This window comes from Marinobacter sp. Arc7-DN-1, from assembly GCF_003441595.1.
GTDB classification, from domain to species: domain Bacteria; phylum Pseudomonadota; class Gammaproteobacteria; order Pseudomonadales; family Oleiphilaceae; genus Marinobacter; species Marinobacter metalliresistant.
Genome location: NZ_CP031848.1, coordinates 3,328,661 through 3,343,404, shown reverse-complemented (window position 1 = coordinate 3,343,404; position 14,744 = coordinate 3,328,661). Strand labels below are relative to the sequence as shown.

The following is a 14,744-nucleotide window of genomic DNA, read 5'->3' as shown; positions in this document are numbered from 1 at the left end:
TTCAAATGTTTACACACTCAAAGGGCTTTATTTTTCATTTATTGCCTGTAAAACCAATCTATTAAATAAACCTGACCATGAATCACTTAACAATAATTACTTTATGTCATTCAGAACGGAATGTCATCATCGAAATCGTCCACCGGCTCCGGCATACTACCCTGAGACGGCTGGCTGCCATAGTCGCCCGACTGCTGCTTCGGTGGCGGATTGTTCTGCTGCCCGCCCTGGGCGTTATAGTCAGACTGCTGCGGCCGCCCCGCGGGGGCGCCCTGGTTCGCGCCACCTTCGGCACCACGGCTGTCGAGCATCTGCATCTGGCCATTGATATCCACCACCACCTCGGTGGTGTAAACGTCCTGGCCTTCCTTGTTCTGCCATTTACGCGTCTGCAGCTTGCCCTCAATGTAGACCTTTGAGCCCTTACGCAGGTACTGGCCGGCAACTTCGGCAACCTTGCCGAACATCACGATCCGGTGCCACTCGGTTTTCGGCACCAGCTGGCCGGTTTGACGATCCTTGTAGCTCTCGTCTGTCGCAAGATTCAGATTCACCACGGCATTGCCGTTGGGGGTGTAGCGGGTATCCGGGTCCTGCCCCAGATTGCCGATAAGAATTACCTTGTTTACGCCTCGTGCCATGTTCTGCTCCTGACTCTGTTTTCAGGGACAACCCGCACTCCCTGCGGGCTTCCGGATTTCAACAATTGCTAGCCTGCCGGACAAAGGAAAAGTCCGCAAGTAACGCTTCATCAAATTGCTGACGATCCACCTTAAGATAGGCGGTAGCAGCGTCTTCAACAATGACCACATCCTGCACACCCGGCAGGCGACGGAGGTGGCCATCAATATCGTCGTACTGGTTACCCATAACCTTGTGCAACTGTACCACGAAACTGGTGGTATAGCCGGGCGAAGGCATGGTCAGGGCAACCAGCAACCAAAGACCAAGCACGACAACCATAAACCAGAGGACACCCTCAGTACCGGACTGTTCTAACAGGAAGCCGCCCAGCGAACCGCCAAGAAACGCGCCCATGAACTGGGACGTGGAATAGACACCCATCGCCGTCCCCTTGCTGGCCGCTGGCGCCTCCTTGCTGATCAGCGAGGGCAGGCTGGCTTCCAGCAGGTTGAACGCCATGAAAAAGAAAAACAGCCCAACCCACGCAGCCACCAGGCTGGCGGACACCCCTGTCAACCCGGCGGTGGCCAGGGTCAGCAGGGTGATGGCCCCACACAGAACCGGTTTCATCTTGCGTTTTTTCTCGCCGATAATGATGAACGGCACCATGGCAAAAAAAGACGTTACCATCACGCTCAGGTAAAACCACCAGTGCGAACTGCTGGCAAGCCCCAGGGTATCCCGCAACATCGAAGGAAATACCAGAAACAAAGCAGTCAGCACCAGGTGCAGGGCAAAGATCCCGAAGTCCAGCCTGAGCAGGCGGCCATCGGAAACCACACGGCCCAGCATATCCCTGGCCGGATGAGTATCGGCACTGGTTTTGTGCTGATGGGGGGTAGGTACCAGACGATTTACAATCACCAGCGCCACAACGGCCAACGCCGCGGTGACATAGAAAATACCGGACAACCCCCACCAGGCACCAAGAAGGGGCCCCAGAACCAGAGAAACCGAGAACGACAAACCAATGGTGATCCCCACCGTGGCCATGGCCTTGGTTCGCTCCTCTTCCCGGGTCAGGTCACTGAGCAAGGCCATCAGCACACTGGCAATCGCCCCCGCCCCCTGAAGAATCCGCCCGGCAATCACAACGTATATGGAATCCGTGGCGCCAGCCAGAAGGCTACCCGCAGCAAACAGCACGAGACCGATATAGATCATGCGCTTTCGCCCGACCCGGTCAGAGAGCATGCCAAAAGGAATCTGTAACAAGGCTTGGCTGAGGCCATAGGCGCCCATGGCAAAACCGAGCAAGGCGGGCGTGGCGCCTTCAAGCTCGCTACCGAGCAGCATGAACACCGGCATCACCATGAACAGTCCGAGCATGCGCATGGCGTAGACTGACGCCAGGGCCGATACGGAGCGTTTTTCCAGCGTGTTCATGGCAGTTATGTACCTCAGCCGGGGGTTGAAAGCAGTCAGATTGAGGGCACATATCCCTCGCAGGCGGCGCATTGTAACAGAAGGCGCCGCAACGGGGGACCGGTCACTGCGCCTTGCCCCCTACACCCTTTTCGCCGTGGGGGACCCAACGCGGTATAATTTTCGTTTTTATCCGAGCGAGGTGTTATGGACCATATCCAGATCAAAGGGGCACGAACCCACAACCTGAAGAACATCGACCTGGATATGCCTAGGGACAAGCTGATTGTGATAACCGGCCTTTCCGGTTCGGGCAAGTCATCCCTGGCGTTTGACACGCTCTATGCCGAAGGCCAGCGACGTTACGTGGAATCCCTGTCCACCTATGCCCGCCAGTTCCTGTCCATGATGGAAAAACCGGATGTGGACCACATCGAGGGCCTGTCACCGGCGATTTCCATCGAACAGAAATCCACCTCCCACAACCCTCGCTCCACCGTGGGCACCATTACCGAGATTTACGATTACCTCCGGCTGCTCTTCGCCCGGGCCGGAGAGCCCCGCTGTCCGGACCACGGCCAGCCCCTGGAGGCGCAGACCATCAGTCAGATGGTCGACCAGGTACTGGCGATGCCGGAGGACAGCAAACTGATAATCCTGGCACCGGTCATTCGTGACCGGAAAGGCGAGCACCTCCAGGTGGTCGAAACCATGCGCAGCCAGGGGTTTATTCGCCTTCGGATCGATGGCACGGTTTACGACATCGACGACGCCCCCGCCCTGGACAAGAAACGCAAACACCAGATTGATGTAGTGGTCGACCGCTTCAAGGTCAAGCCGGGTCTGGAGCAGCGCCTTGCCGAGAGCTTTGAAACCGCTCTGGAGCTGTCGGATGGCATTGCCCTGGTTGCTCCGATGAGCGGTGAAGGTGAAGAACATACCTTCTCCGCCCGCTACGCATGCACCCAGTGTGGCTATGCCCTCAGTGAACTGGAACCCCGTCTGTTCTCGTTCAATAACCCGGCCGGCGCCTGCCCGACCTGCGACGGTCTGGGTGTAAAACAGTTCTTCGATCCGGAAAAGATTGTCCAGCACCCGGAAGCAACGCTGGCCGCCGGTGCCATCAAGGGCTGGGACCGGAGAGCTGTCTACTACTTCCAGATGCTCGGCAGCGTAGCAGAGCATTATGGTATCGATCTGGAAACGCCCTGGGCGGAGCTGTCTGAGGAATTTCGCAACGTGTTGCTGTTCGGCTCCGGCAACGAAGACATTCCGTTTCGTTATGTGAATTCCCGGGGCCATATCATGGAAAAGGCTCATCCGTTCGAGGGCATTCTGCCAAACCTGGAGCGCCGCTACCGGGAGACCGACTCCCAGAGTATGCGGGAGGAACTTGCCCGCAACCTGAGCACCCAGCCGTGCAAGGATTGCCACGGCTCACGTCTGCGCCGCAGTGCCCGCCATGTATTTATCGAAGATCACAACATTTCAGACGTAACCCGGCTGCCCGTGGGCGACGCGCACAACTATTTCGAGACCCTGGCCCTGCCCGGGCAAAAAGGGGAAATCGCTGAGAAAATCCTGAAGGAGGTGCGGCAACGCCTGCAGTTTCTGGTGAATGTCGGCCTGGAATACCTGACTCTTGAGCGTAGTGCGGACACCCTGTCCGGCGGGGAAGCCCAGCGGATCCGTTTGGCCAGCCAGATTGGCGCGGGGCTGGTGGGCGTCATGTACATCCTGGACGAGCCCTCCATCGGCCTGCACCAGCGGGATAACGACAGGCTGCTGGCCACCCTCACCCACCTCAGGGATCTGGGCAACACCGTTATTGTGGTTGAACACGACGAGGACGCCATCCGTGCCGCCGATCACGTGATCGACATCGGCCCGGGTGCCGGCATCCACGGGGGGAAAGTCATCGGACAGGGCACTCCTCAGCAGATCATCGACAATCCTGACTCGCTCACTGGCCAGTACCTTAATGGCACCCGGGAAATTGCGATTCCCAAAGAACGACACAAGGGCAACGGTCAAACACTGACCCTGTCCGGTGCAACAGGAAATAATCTCAGGGATGTCACCCTTACCCTGCCCCTCGGGCTGATGACCTGCATCACCGGTGTATCAGGTTCGGGCAAGTCAACCCTGATCAACAGCACCCTGTATCCGGTGGCTGCCACCAAGCTGAACAAGGCCTCAAGCCTGAACCATTCGCCCTATCAGTCCCTGAAGGGCCTGGACCAGCTAGACAAGGTCATCGATATTGACCAGAGCCCCATCGGCCGAACTCCACGCTCCAACCCCGCCACCTATACCGGCCTGTTTACTCCTATTCGGGAACTCTTCGCCGGCACCCAGGAGTCTCGCTCCCGGGGGTACAAACCCGGGCGCTTCTCTTTCAACGTCAAAGGCGGCCGCTGCGAGGCCTGCCAGGGTGATGGCGTAATAAAGGTAGAGATGCACTTCCTGCCAGATGTGTATGTTCCCTGCGACGTCTGCAAGGGCAAACGCTACAACCGTGAAACCCTGGAAGTCCGCTACAAGGGCAAGAACATCAACGAAGTCCTGCAAATGACCGTTGAGGAGGGCCGGGAATTCTTCGATGCCGTGCCGTTCCTCGCCCGCAAACTCCAGACCCTGATGGACGTGGGCCTGTCCTACATTCGCCTGGGCCAAAGCGCCGTCACCCTCTCCGGCGGCGAAGCCCAGCGGGTAAAACTTGCCAAGGAACTGTCCAAGCGGGATACCGGCAAAACCCTGTACATCCTGGACGAACCGACCACCGGCCTGCACTTCTATGACATCCAGCAGCTGCTCAATGTACTGGAACGCCTGCGGGATCACGGCAACACCATTGTCGTGATCGAACACAATCTGGACGTGATCAAGACCGCCGACTGGATCATCGACCTGGGCCCGGAAGGCGGTTCCGGTGGCGGACAGATTATCGCAGAGGGTACACCCGAAGAAGTTGCAGATAGCCCGGCTTCCCACACGGGTCGTTACCTGAAACCGATGCTGCGGAGATGAACATGGGGTCAGATGAAAGCTTTCATCTGACCCCGCTGTCACGGGCAAACACGGGGTCAGAAGAAAGCCTTCTTCTGACCCCTTTTTCATTCCAGGCACAAAAAAACCGGAAGACTTGACCCTTCCGGTTTTTTCGAACCAAGCCGAGGCGATTAATCCTCGTCTTCGTCCACTTCTTCCGCCTCAATATCCAGTGGGCGACCAACCAGCTCAACAAATGCCATGGGGGCATTGTCGCCGGCACGGAAACCGCACTTCAGGATACGAAGGTATCCACCCGGACGCTCGCTGTAACGGGGACCAAGCTCACCAAACAGCTTGGCAACCGCTGCATCGTCGCGCAGGCGTGAGAACGCCAGACGACGATTCGCGACCGAATCATTCTTGGAAAGCGTGATCAAAGGCTCAGCTACCCGGCGAAGCTCTTTGGCTTTCGGCAGCGTTGTTTTGATCAGCTCGTGCTCAACCAGTGACGCAGTCATGTTACGGAACATGGCCTTGCGATGCGCACTGGTCCTGCTGAACTTACGACCACTCTTACGATGACGCATTGCTCTGATTCCTTACCTTAAACCAATCGGCGATTAACCGCCCAGAACCCGGTCGTCGCCACGAAGGCTAGCCGGTGGCCAGTTATCAAGACGCATACCCAATGACAGACCACGGGACGCCAGAACGTCCTTGATCTCGGTCAGCGACTTTTTACCAAGGTTAGGCGTCTTCAACAGCTCAACTTCTGTGCGCTGGATAAGATCGCCGATGTAGTAAATGTTCTCAGCCTTCAAGCAGTTAGCTGAACGCACTGTCAACTCCAGATCATCAACCGGGCGCAGCAGAATCGGATCGATTTCTTCCTCTTCTTCAACGCGCTCGGGTTCTTTCTCATGATCGAAATCGACGAACACCGCCAGTTGCTGCTGGAGAATGGTAGCCGCCCGGCGAATTGCTTCTTCCGGGTCGATGGTGCCATTGGTCTCCAGGTCAATAACCAGCTTGTCCAGATCGGTCCGCTGCTCTACCCGTGCACTTTCCACGGCATAAGCCACACGACGAACCGGGCTGAACGTTGCATCCAGCTGCAGGCGTCCGATGGCACGAGTTTCGTCCTCGTCAAGACCACGCTGGTCTGCCGGCTCATAGCCGCGACCACGGGCAACGCGGAGCCGCATGTTCACTTCACCTTTCTCGCTAAGGTGACAGATCACGTGCTCCGGGTTAGCAATCTCGACATCATGATCCAGCTTGATATCACCGGCTGTCACAACGCCCGGGCCTTTCTTGCTGAGCGTAAGCTCGGCATCGTCCCGACCGTGCATTTTTACGGCGACGCCCTTGAGATTCAGAAGAATCTCAATCACGTCTTCCTGGACACCCTCAATGGCACTGTACTCGTGCAGGACACCGCCGATCTGCGCTTCAGTCACGGCGCAGCCCGGCATCGAAGACAAGAGAATCCGGCGCAGTGCACTACCCAGGGTATGACCAAAGCCCCTTTCCAGAGGCTCAAGCGTAACCTTGGCACGTGTGGCGCTTGATTCCTTCACGTCAATGGTACGAGGTGTCAATAACTCATGTACTGAACGCTGCATAGACGCCCCTATCTGCTATCGTTGCTACTTACGTTGCAAATCAGGCTTTACTTGGAGTAAAGCTCGACGATGAGGTTCTCGTTGATGTCGGCCGGCAATTCAGTACGCTCGGGTACTGACCTGTAAACGCCGGACATCTTGTTGGCGTCGACCTCTACCCAGCTCACCGGTGCACGACTTGCAGACAGATCCAGTGCGCCTTTGACACGCAGCTGGTTTCTGGCCTTCTCACGCACACTCACAACATCACCCGGCTTGACCTGATAGGAAGCGATATTCACTACCTTGTGGTTTACCAGGATGGCTTTGTGAGAAACGAGCTGACGGGACTCTGCACGGGTAGAACCAAAGCCCATGCGGTATACAACGTTATCCAGGCGGCCTTCCAGAAGCTGCAGCAGGTTTTCACCGGTTGCACCTTTGATTCGGGCTGCCTCTTTATAGTAGTTGCGGAACTGCTTCTCCAGTACGCCGTAGATACGACGAACTTTCTGCTTTTCACGAAGCTGTACGCCGTACTCGGACAGACGACCGCGACGCGCGCCGTGCATACCCGGCGGAGTCTCGATGTTACACTTTGAATCGAGCGCGCGAACACCGCTCTTCAGAAAAAGATCTGTCCCTTCACGACGAGACAGCTTGCACTTCGGGCCTATATAACGAGCCATAATTCACTGTCTCCTGTGTTAGACGCGGCGCTTTTTGGGCGGACGACAGCCGTTATGGGGAATCGGCGTCACATCTGTGATGTTGGTGATCTTGTAGCCACACGCGTTCAGCGCGCGAACTGCAGATTCACGTCCGGGCCCAGGACCCTTAACCTCTACGTCCAGGTTTTTAAGGCCGTATTCAGCAGCCGCATTACCGGCTCTTTCAGCTGCTACCTGCGCAGCAAAAGGTGTACTCTTGCGTGACCCACGGAAACCGGAACCACCGGAGGTGGCCCAGGACAGGACGTTGCCCTGACGGTCAGAAATGGTCACGATAGTGTTGTTGAAGGACGCGTGAATGTGCGCGACGCCATCAACAACCGTCTTTTTCACCTTTTTACGGGTACGTGTACCTGGCTTTGCCATGATTGCCTACCTGTTACTTACGAATAGGTTTGCGAGGACCTTTACGGGTGCGTGCGTTGGTCTTGGTGCGCTGGCCACGGACCGGAAGGCCATGACGATGACGCAGACCACGGTGACATCCGAGATCCTTCAAACGCTTAATGTTCATCTGTACTTCACGACGCAGATCGCCTTCGACAGACACCTTGCCCACTTCAGTACGAAGTGCTTCAAGCTGCTCGTCGCTCAGGTCCTTGACCTTGACGTCCGGCTTGACACCGGTTGCGTCGCAAAGCTTCTGGGCTGTTGTCTTGCCAACACCAAAGATGTAGGTCAGCGAGATAACAGCATGTTTGTGATCGGGTATATTGACACCGGCTATACGTGCCATCCAAATTACTCCGCGTTCAAAGCTTTGCTGTGTGAATTTTCCGCCACTATAAAAGGGCGCGAAATAATAGCGCCTGACCCCGGCTGGGGTCAAGCGCTATTATTCGTACCCTCTACAATGTCAGTTCCGGATCCGATTCGGATCAGCCCTGGCGTTGCTTGTGACGAGGCTCCGAGCAAATGACCCGTACCGAGCCATTGCGACGAATTACTTTGCAGTTACGGCAAATTTTCTTTACCGAAGCGCGTACTTTCATTGTCGACTCCAGTTTTCAAGGGGAACGGGATTAACCGTTCCGACCATAGCCCTTGAGATTGGATTTCTTCATCAGCGATTCATACTGATGGGACATCAGGTGCGACTGAACCTGCGCCATGAAATCCATCACCACGACTACAACAATCAGCAGTGAGGTACCACCCAGATAGAACGGTACATTCCCGGCCACCATCAGGAACTGAGGAAACAGGGACACTGCTGCAATGTACATTGCACCGAACAACGTCAGGCGGGTCAGCACACCATCAATATACTTGGCGGTCTGATCACCAGGACGGATGCCCGGAATAAATGCGCCAGAGCGCTTGAGGTTATCCGCAACTTCTTTCGGGTTATACATCAGGGCTGTGTAGAAGAAGCAGAAAAAGACCACTGCTGCTGCAAACAGAATAATGTACAACGGCTGGCTGGGAGCAAGCGCCTGCGACACATCGCTGAGCCATTCCATGCCCTCGCCCTGACCAAACCACTGGCCGATCGACGCCGGGAACAGCAGGATGGAAGACGCAAAGATGGGCGGAATAACACCGGCCATGTTCACCTTGAGCGGCAAGTGACTGGATTGCTGGGCGAACACCCGACGACCCTGTTGCCGCTTGGCATAGTTAATGGTCAGCCGACGCTGCCCACGCTCCATAAAGACCACAAAGCCAATCACAGCAATCGCCAGAACGCCAATACCAAGAACCACCAGCAGGCTCATCTCACCGTTCCGCGCCTGTTCCAACGTCTGACCGATTGCTCCGGGCAGGCCGGCCACGATTCCTGCGAAAATCAACAGTGAAATGCCGTTGCCTACGCCGCGCTCGGTGATCTGCTCACCCAGCCACATCATGAACACCGCGCCACTGACAAAGGACACAACTGCCACAAAGTGGAAGCTGAAGCTATCATTGAAAGTGACACCCTGCGATGCCAGACCGACAGAGATACCAGCGCCCTGAACCAGGGCGAGGATAACCGTACCATACCGCGTGTACTGGCTGATCTTGCGCCGACCAGCTTCGCCCTCTTTCTTCAGCTGCTCAAGCTGCGGACTGACCGCAGTCATGAGCTGCATGATAATCGAGGCCGAGATATACGGCATGATACCGAGAGCGAAGATACTCATGCGCTCAAGCGCACCACCGGAAAACATGTTGAACATACTCAGGATTGTGCCCTGATTCTGCTCAAACAATGCCGCCAGACGGTCCGGGTTGATACCCGGCACCGGAATGTGGGCACCGATCCGGTACACCAGCAATGCCAGGAAGACAAACCAGAGCCGCGATCGCAGCTCTGCCAGTCCTTTACCCGCGCCCGCAGGCAATGATGCGTTCTTGGCCATTTAGTCCTCGACTCGCCTTAGTCTTCGACTTTACCACCCGCGGCAGAAATTGCCTCGCGCGCGCCTTTGGTTACCCGAAGTCCCTTGACGGTTACCGCACGGCTCAGTTCACCGGACAGGATAACCTTGGCTTCGCGAATTTCTTCACGAATGATATCTGCCTTCTTCAGGGCTTCGAGATCAACTACATCGCCTTCGACCTTCGCCAGTTCGTTCAGGCGAATTTCGGCAACATAACGCTGCTGGCGAGACGTGAAGCCGAACTTCGGCAGACGACGGGCCAACGGCTGCTGACCGCCCTCAAAACCAGGTGCTACGCTGCCGCCGGACCGGGCCTTCAGACCCTTGTGACCGCGACCACCGGTTTTACCGAGACCACTACCGATACCACGACCAACGCGCCTGGCGGCCGGACGTGAACCGGGTTCTGGACTAAGTTCGTTCAGACGCATCTTAGTTCTCCTCAACCCGAACCAGGTAATCAACCCGGTTGATCATGCCGCGGATGGAAGGTGTATCTTCCACTTCCACGGTGTGACCGATTTTACGAAGACCCAGGCCCTTCACACACAGTTTGTGCTTGGGCTGGCAGCCGATGGGGCTGCGGGTCAGAGTTACTTTGATCGTTTTTGCGTTCGCCATGACTTCAACCCAGAATCTCTTCCACGGTCTTACCGCGCTTGGCTGCAATATCTTCAGGCGCCTGTGTCGCCTGGAGACCCTTGATGGTGGAACGTACAACGTTCACCGGGTTGGTAGACCCGTAACACTTGGACAGTACGTTCTGAACACCCGCAACTTCCAGTACCGCACGCATCGCACCGCCGGCGATGATACCAGTACCTTCGGACGCCGGCTGCATGTAGACCTTGGAGCCGCCATGCTGAGCCTTGACCGGGTATTGCAGAGTGGTGCCGTCCAGCGGAACCTCTACCATGTTTTTGCGTGCAGCTTCCATGGCCTTCTGGATAGCAACCGGCACTTCACGCGCCTTGCCACGACCGAAACCAACGCGACCTTTACCATCACCCACTACAGTCAGTGCGGTGAAGGCGAAAATACGGCCGCCTTTAACCACCTTGGCGACGCGATTGACCTGAACCAGCTTCTCCTGGAGCTCAGGCGCCTTCTGTTCGTTAACGCTCATCTTCTCCACCTCTTAGAATTGCAAGCCAGCTTCACGGGCTGCGTCGGCCAACGCCTGGACACGGCCGTGATAACGGTAACCGGAGCGGTCAAAAGCAACCTGCTCAACACCTGCCGCCTTGGCACGCTCAGCAATCAACTGACCGACCTTCTTGGCAGCGTCCACGTTACCGGTTGCACCCTGGCGCAGTTCCTTATCCAACGTGGAGGCAGTGGCAATAACCTTGCTGCCATCTGCAGTCGTGACCTGGGCGTACATGTGACGCGGTGTGCGATGCACGCACAGGCGATTGGTACCCAGCTCACGGATCTTCATGCGCACTTTGCGTGCGCGACGCAATCTTTCGTTATTCGCGCTCATAGTCCCGCCTTATTTCTTCTTGGCTTCTTTGCGTCTGACCTGCTCATCCGCATAACGAACACCCTTGCCCTTATAAGGCTCGGGCGGACGGAACGCGCGGACTTCCGCAGCGACCTGGCCAACCTGTTGCTTGTCGATACCGCGAATCACAACTTCCGTATTGGACGGAGTTTCTGCGGTAATCCCCTCGGGCAGCTCATACTCGACCGGGTGCGAAAAACCCAGTGTCAGGTTGAGCTTCTTACCTTGCGCCTGGGCACGGTAACCTACGCCCGTCAGCTGAAGTTTACGTTCCCAGCCTGTGGAGACACCGGTCACCATGTTGTTGACCAGTGCACGAGTAGTACCAGCAAGAGCGCGGGACTGTTTAGCACCATCGCGAGCCGCAAAGCGCAGAACATTTTCTTCCTGCTTTACTTCAACCGCCTGGTGAATGGTGATTTGAAGCGCTCCCTTGGAGCCCTTCACATTGATTTCCTGTCCGTTCAGCTTAACCTCAACACCGGAAGGCAGCACGACAGGATTATTGGCAACCCTGGACATGTGGTTCTCCTAGAATACGGTGCAGATGACTTCGCCACCCACGCCAGCAGCACGTGCGGCGCGGTCTGTCATAACGCCCTTGGACGTTGAGACAATCGCGACTCCCAGACCACCGGATACTTTCGGCAGTTCCCCAGCGCCTTTGTACTGGCGCAGACTCGGACGGCTGACCCGCTTGATCTCTTCAATAACCGGCTTGCCACCGAAGTACTTCAGAGTGATCGTCAGCTCGGGCTTCGCGTCGGCTGAAACGGAAAAATCGTCAACGTAACCTTCATCCTTAAGGACCTGGGCTACGGAGATCTTCATCTTTGAAGACGGCATCGCAACGTCTGCTTTTGATGCCATCTGTGCATTACGGATACGAGTGAACATATCCGCAAGCGTGTCTTGCATACTCATTGGTATGAGGCTCCTGATCTTTTTAGTTGTGCAGCGGCGTGCCGCACCGCTTACCAACAGGCACCTGACCGGAGTCAGGGTACCTATCTTACCAGCTTGCCTTGGTCAGGCCCGGAACGTCACCACGCATGCCGTATTCACGGAGTTTGATCCGTGAAAGCTCGAACTTGCGCAGAACGCCGTGCGGCCGACCAGTCACCTGGCAACGATTACGAAGACGCGAAGGGGACGCATCGCGAGGAAGCTGCTGAAGCTTCATCTGTGCATTCCAACGGTCATCATCGCTGGTATTCGGGTTCTTGATAATCGCCTTGAGTTCAGCACGCTTTGCTGCAAATTTCGCAACAGTCTGCTCGCGCTTGAGCTCACGGTTCTTCATGGAAACCTTAGCCATTACACTCGTTCCTTATTTCTTGAACGGAAAGCCAAAGGCTTTCAACAGTTCGCGACCTTCATCGTCGGTACCGGCAGTGGTGGTAATGGTGATGTCCAGACCACGGATCTTGTCGACTCTGTCGTACTCGATCTCGGGGAAAATGATCTGCTCACGCACACCCATGCTGTAGTTACCACGACCGTCGAACGACTTGGGATTCAGACCCCGGAAGTCACGAATGCGGGGAACCGCAATGTGAACCAGGCGATCAAAGAAATCCCACATACGTTCGCCACGCAGGGTAACTTTACAACCGATAGGCCAACCTTCACGGATCTTGAAACCCGCAACGGATTTACGTGCCTTGGTAACAACCACTTTCTGACCTGCCAGGCGCTCAAGATCCGCCACGGCATTTTCAATCAGTTTTTTGTCACCAACCGCTTCGCCGACACCCATGTTAAGGGTGATCTTTTCGATACGCGGCACCTGCATCACGTTCTTGTAGCCGAACTCTTTCTGCAGGGCGGGTACCACTTCCTTACTGTACTGCTCTTTACTGTTAAGCATCGTAACCACCACCGCTTACTGGTTATCGACAGCTTCGTTCGTGGACTTAAAGATCCGCACTTTCGCGCCGTCTTCCCTGGTCTGGAAGCCTACACGATCGGCTTTGCCGGTCTGCGGATTAAAAATAGCCACGTTGGAAGCCTGGATAGGTGCTTCTTTTTCGACGATGCCACCTGGGGAGCCCAGCATCGGGTTTGGCTTGGTGTGCTTCTTCATCATATTGATGCCAGAAACAACCATACGGCCATCATCCTGAACCTTCAGGACTTTACCACGTTTGCCTTTATCTTTCCCCGTAGTGACGATTACTTCGTCATCTCGTTTGATCTTTTTCATAACCGGCCTCTGGTCCTTTAAAGTACTTCGGGTGCCAGTGAGATAATTTTCATGAACTTCTCATTACGCAGTTCACGGGTAACCGGTCCGAAGATACGGGTACCAATAGGAGCGTCCTGATTGTTCAGAAGTACTGCCGCGTTTCCGTCGAAACGGATCAGCGAACCGTCGGGACGGCGAACACCCTTGCGGGTGCGCACCACGACAGCTTTCAGGACCTGGCCTTTCTTCACTTTACCGCGGGGGATGGCTTCCTTGACGGTCACCTTGATGATATCCCCTACGCTGGCATAACGCCGGTGTGAACCGCCCAGGACCTTGATGCACATCACCTGACGCGCACCGCTGTTATCCGCGACTTCAAGCATTGTTTGAGTCTGAATCATGGTTGTTCTCCGGGCGAATTACACCTTGGATGCACGTTCGGTGACTTCCACCAGGGCCCAACTCTTGGTCTTGGAGACCGGACGGGTTTCCTGAATGGTCACAGTGTCGCCGATGTTGCACTGATTGCTCTCATCATGAGCATGGATCTTGGTTGAACGCTTCATGTACTTACCGTACAGCGGGTGTTTCACCTGACGTTCGACCAGCACCACAATGGATTTCTCCATCTTGTTGCTCACGACCTTGCCGCTCAGAGTTCTGGCAGTTTGGGTAGCTTCAGTCATGTCACTGTCCTGCCTTGTCATTCAATACTGTTTTCACGCGAGCGATGTCGCGCTTCACCTTAGCGAGAAGATGAGACTGATTCAGCTGACCTGTCGCCTTACGCATGCGCAGGTTGAACTGCTCCTTCAGGAGGTCGATCAACTCTTTGTTCAGCTCCTCGACGGATTTTTCACGCAGCTCTGTTGCTTTCATCACATCACCGTCCTCGTTACAAAGGTGGTCTGTACCGGCAATTTGGCCGCAGCGAGCGTGAAAGCTTCGCGTGCCACGTCTTCGGCGACACCTTCCATCTCGTAGAGCATGCGGCCTGGCTGGATTTCAGCCACCCAATACTCGACAGAACCCTTACCTTTACCCATTCGAACTTCAAGCGGCTTTCCGGTGATCGGCTTGTCCGGGAAGACCCGGATCCAGATCTTACCGCCCCGCTTGATGCGACGAGTCATGGTACGACGCGCTGCCTCAATCTGGCGCGCAGTTATACGCCCACGGCTGGTCGCCTTCAATCCGTATTCACCGAAGCTCACCTTGTTGGCGCGGTGAGCAAGACCGGTATTACGGCCTTTCATTACCTTGCGAAATTTGGTGCGTTTTGGTTGCAGCATAAGAGTGCCC

At 55.8% G+C, this 14,744-nt stretch carries 23 protein-coding genes; 1 reads left to right on the top strand and 22 read right to left on the bottom strand.

The genetic code is table 11. The annotated features are described in order from the left end of the window. Positions 1-110: 110 nt before the first annotated feature. Together ssb and D0851_RS15785 are read right to left on the bottom strand one after the other, a co-directional pair. Entirely contained in the window at positions 111-641 is a 531-nt protein-coding gene (gene ssb / locus D0851_RS15790; protein WP_117619482.1) for a single-stranded DNA-binding protein, read from the bottom strand. A gap of 58 nt (positions 642-699) precedes the next feature. Continuing rightward, complete coding sequence (locus tag D0851_RS15785; protein WP_117619481.1) at positions 700-2,070, bottom strand: MFS transporter; 1,371 nt, start codon at positions 2,068-2,070, stop codon at positions 700-702. Positions 2,071-2,256: 186 nt separating this feature from the next. Here D0851_RS15785 and uvrA point away from each other — a divergent pair, with 186 nt between their 5' ends. After that, positions 2,257-5,079, top strand: a complete 2,823-nt coding sequence (gene uvrA, locus D0851_RS15780; protein WP_117619480.1) for an excinuclease ABC subunit UvrA — start codon at positions 2,257-2,259, stop codon at positions 5,077-5,079. Positions 5,080-5,231: 152 nt separating this feature from the next. Here uvrA and rplQ read toward each other — a convergent pair whose 3' ends face one another. From rplQ to rplP, 20 genes are all read right to left on the bottom strand, one after another. Beyond that, complete coding sequence (gene rplQ / locus D0851_RS15775; protein WP_117619479.1) at positions 5,232-5,630, bottom strand: 50S ribosomal protein L17; 399 nt, start codon at positions 5,628-5,630, stop codon at positions 5,232-5,234. 33 nt (positions 5,631-5,663) lie between these two features. Beyond that, positions 5,664-6,668: a DNA-directed RNA polymerase subunit alpha gene (locus D0851_RS15770; protein ID WP_117619478.1), complete on the bottom strand. Its 1,005-nt coding sequence runs from the start codon at positions 6,666-6,668 to the stop codon at positions 5,664-5,666. Positions 6,669-6,715: 47 nt separating this feature from the next. Next, the gene (rpsD, locus tag D0851_RS15765; protein ID WP_117619477.1) at positions 6,716-7,336 is read right to left on the bottom strand and encodes a 30S ribosomal protein S4; all 621 of its coding nucleotides are present in this window, start codon (positions 7,334-7,336) and stop codon (positions 6,716-6,718) included. Positions 7,337-7,354: 18 nt separating this feature from the next. Continuing rightward, positions 7,355-7,744, bottom strand: a complete 390-nt coding sequence (gene rpsK / locus D0851_RS15760) for a 30S ribosomal protein S11 (protein WP_007153992.1) — start codon at positions 7,742-7,744, stop codon at positions 7,355-7,357. Between the two features lie 13 nt (positions 7,745-7,757). After that, a complete protein-coding gene (gene rpsM, locus D0851_RS15755) occupies positions 7,758-8,114 on the bottom strand; it encodes a 30S ribosomal protein S13 (protein WP_048497755.1) in 357 nt (118 codons plus the stop codon). 142 nt (positions 8,115-8,256) lie between these two features. Next, positions 8,257-8,370 (bottom strand): 50S ribosomal protein L36, encoded by a 114-nt coding sequence (gene rpmJ / locus D0851_RS15750; RefSeq protein WP_008174902.1) that lies wholly within the window; start codon positions 8,368-8,370, stop codon positions 8,257-8,259. 30 nt (positions 8,371-8,400) lie between these two features. Continuing rightward, a complete protein-coding gene (gene secY, locus D0851_RS15745; protein WP_117619476.1) occupies positions 8,401-9,723 on the bottom strand; it encodes a preprotein translocase subunit SecY in 1,323 nt (440 codons plus the stop codon). A 17-nt stretch (positions 9,724-9,740) separates the two neighbouring features. Further along, positions 9,741-10,175, bottom strand: coding sequence for a 50S ribosomal protein L15 (rplO, locus tag D0851_RS15740; RefSeq protein ID WP_099619750.1), 435 nt, complete (start codon positions 10,173-10,175; stop codon positions 9,741-9,743). Position 10,176: 1 nt separating this feature from the next. After that, positions 10,177-10,365 (bottom strand): 50S ribosomal protein L30, encoded by a 189-nt coding sequence (gene rpmD, locus D0851_RS15735; protein ID WP_012139786.1) that lies wholly within the window; start codon positions 10,363-10,365, stop codon positions 10,177-10,179. Positions 10,366-10,369: 4 nt separating this feature from the next. Beyond that, complete coding sequence (rpsE, locus tag D0851_RS15730) at positions 10,370-10,870, bottom strand: 30S ribosomal protein S5 (RefSeq protein ID WP_008174892.1); 501 nt, start codon at positions 10,868-10,870, stop codon at positions 10,370-10,372. Between the two features lie 12 nt (positions 10,871-10,882). Beyond that, positions 10,883-11,230, bottom strand: coding sequence for a 50S ribosomal protein L18 (gene rplR, locus D0851_RS15725; protein WP_048497751.1), 348 nt, complete (start codon positions 11,228-11,230; stop codon positions 10,883-10,885). Positions 11,231-11,239: 9 nt separating this feature from the next. Beyond that, complete coding sequence (gene rplF / locus D0851_RS15720) at positions 11,240-11,773, bottom strand: 50S ribosomal protein L6 (RefSeq protein WP_117619475.1); 534 nt, start codon at positions 11,771-11,773, stop codon at positions 11,240-11,242. 9 nt (positions 11,774-11,782) lie between these two features. Beyond that, positions 11,783-12,175 (bottom strand): 30S ribosomal protein S8, encoded by a 393-nt coding sequence (gene rpsH / locus D0851_RS15715; protein ID WP_117619474.1) that lies wholly within the window; start codon positions 12,173-12,175, stop codon positions 11,783-11,785. A gap of 88 nt (positions 12,176-12,263) precedes the next feature. Beyond that, positions 12,264-12,569 (bottom strand): 30S ribosomal protein S14, encoded by a 306-nt coding sequence (rpsN, locus tag D0851_RS15710; protein ID WP_048497748.1) that lies wholly within the window; start codon positions 12,567-12,569, stop codon positions 12,264-12,266. A 12-nt stretch (positions 12,570-12,581) separates the two neighbouring features. Further along, positions 12,582-13,121 carry a 50S ribosomal protein L5 gene (rplE, locus tag D0851_RS15705; RefSeq protein ID WP_117619473.1) on the bottom strand — a complete coding sequence of 180 codons (540 nt, stop codon included), beginning with the start codon at positions 13,119-13,121 and terminating at the stop codon, positions 12,582-12,584. Between the two features lie 15 nt (positions 13,122-13,136). Further along, positions 13,137-13,457, bottom strand: coding sequence for a 50S ribosomal protein L24 (gene rplX, locus D0851_RS15700; protein ID WP_117619472.1), 321 nt, complete (start codon positions 13,455-13,457; stop codon positions 13,137-13,139). Between the two features lie 17 nt (positions 13,458-13,474). Further along, the gene (rplN, locus tag D0851_RS15695) at positions 13,475-13,843 is read right to left on the bottom strand and encodes a 50S ribosomal protein L14 (protein ID WP_007154005.1); all 369 of its coding nucleotides are present in this window, start codon (positions 13,841-13,843) and stop codon (positions 13,475-13,477) included. 18 nt (positions 13,844-13,861) lie between these two features. Next, positions 13,862-14,128 carry a 30S ribosomal protein S17 gene (rpsQ, locus tag D0851_RS15690; RefSeq protein ID WP_008174879.1) on the bottom strand — a complete coding sequence of 89 codons (267 nt, stop codon included), beginning with the start codon at positions 14,126-14,128 and terminating at the stop codon, positions 13,862-13,864. A 1-nt stretch (position 14,129) separates the two neighbouring features. After that, positions 14,130-14,321: a 50S ribosomal protein L29 gene (gene rpmC / locus D0851_RS15685; protein WP_048497745.1), complete on the bottom strand. Its 192-nt coding sequence runs from the start codon at positions 14,319-14,321 to the stop codon at positions 14,130-14,132. Continuing rightward, positions 14,321-14,734 (bottom strand): 50S ribosomal protein L16, encoded by a 414-nt coding sequence (rplP, locus tag D0851_RS15680; protein ID WP_048497744.1) that lies wholly within the window; start codon positions 14,732-14,734, stop codon positions 14,321-14,323. Before rplP ends, rpmC begins: the two co-directional genes overlap by 1 nt. Between the last annotated feature and the right edge of the window lie 10 nt (positions 14,735-14,744).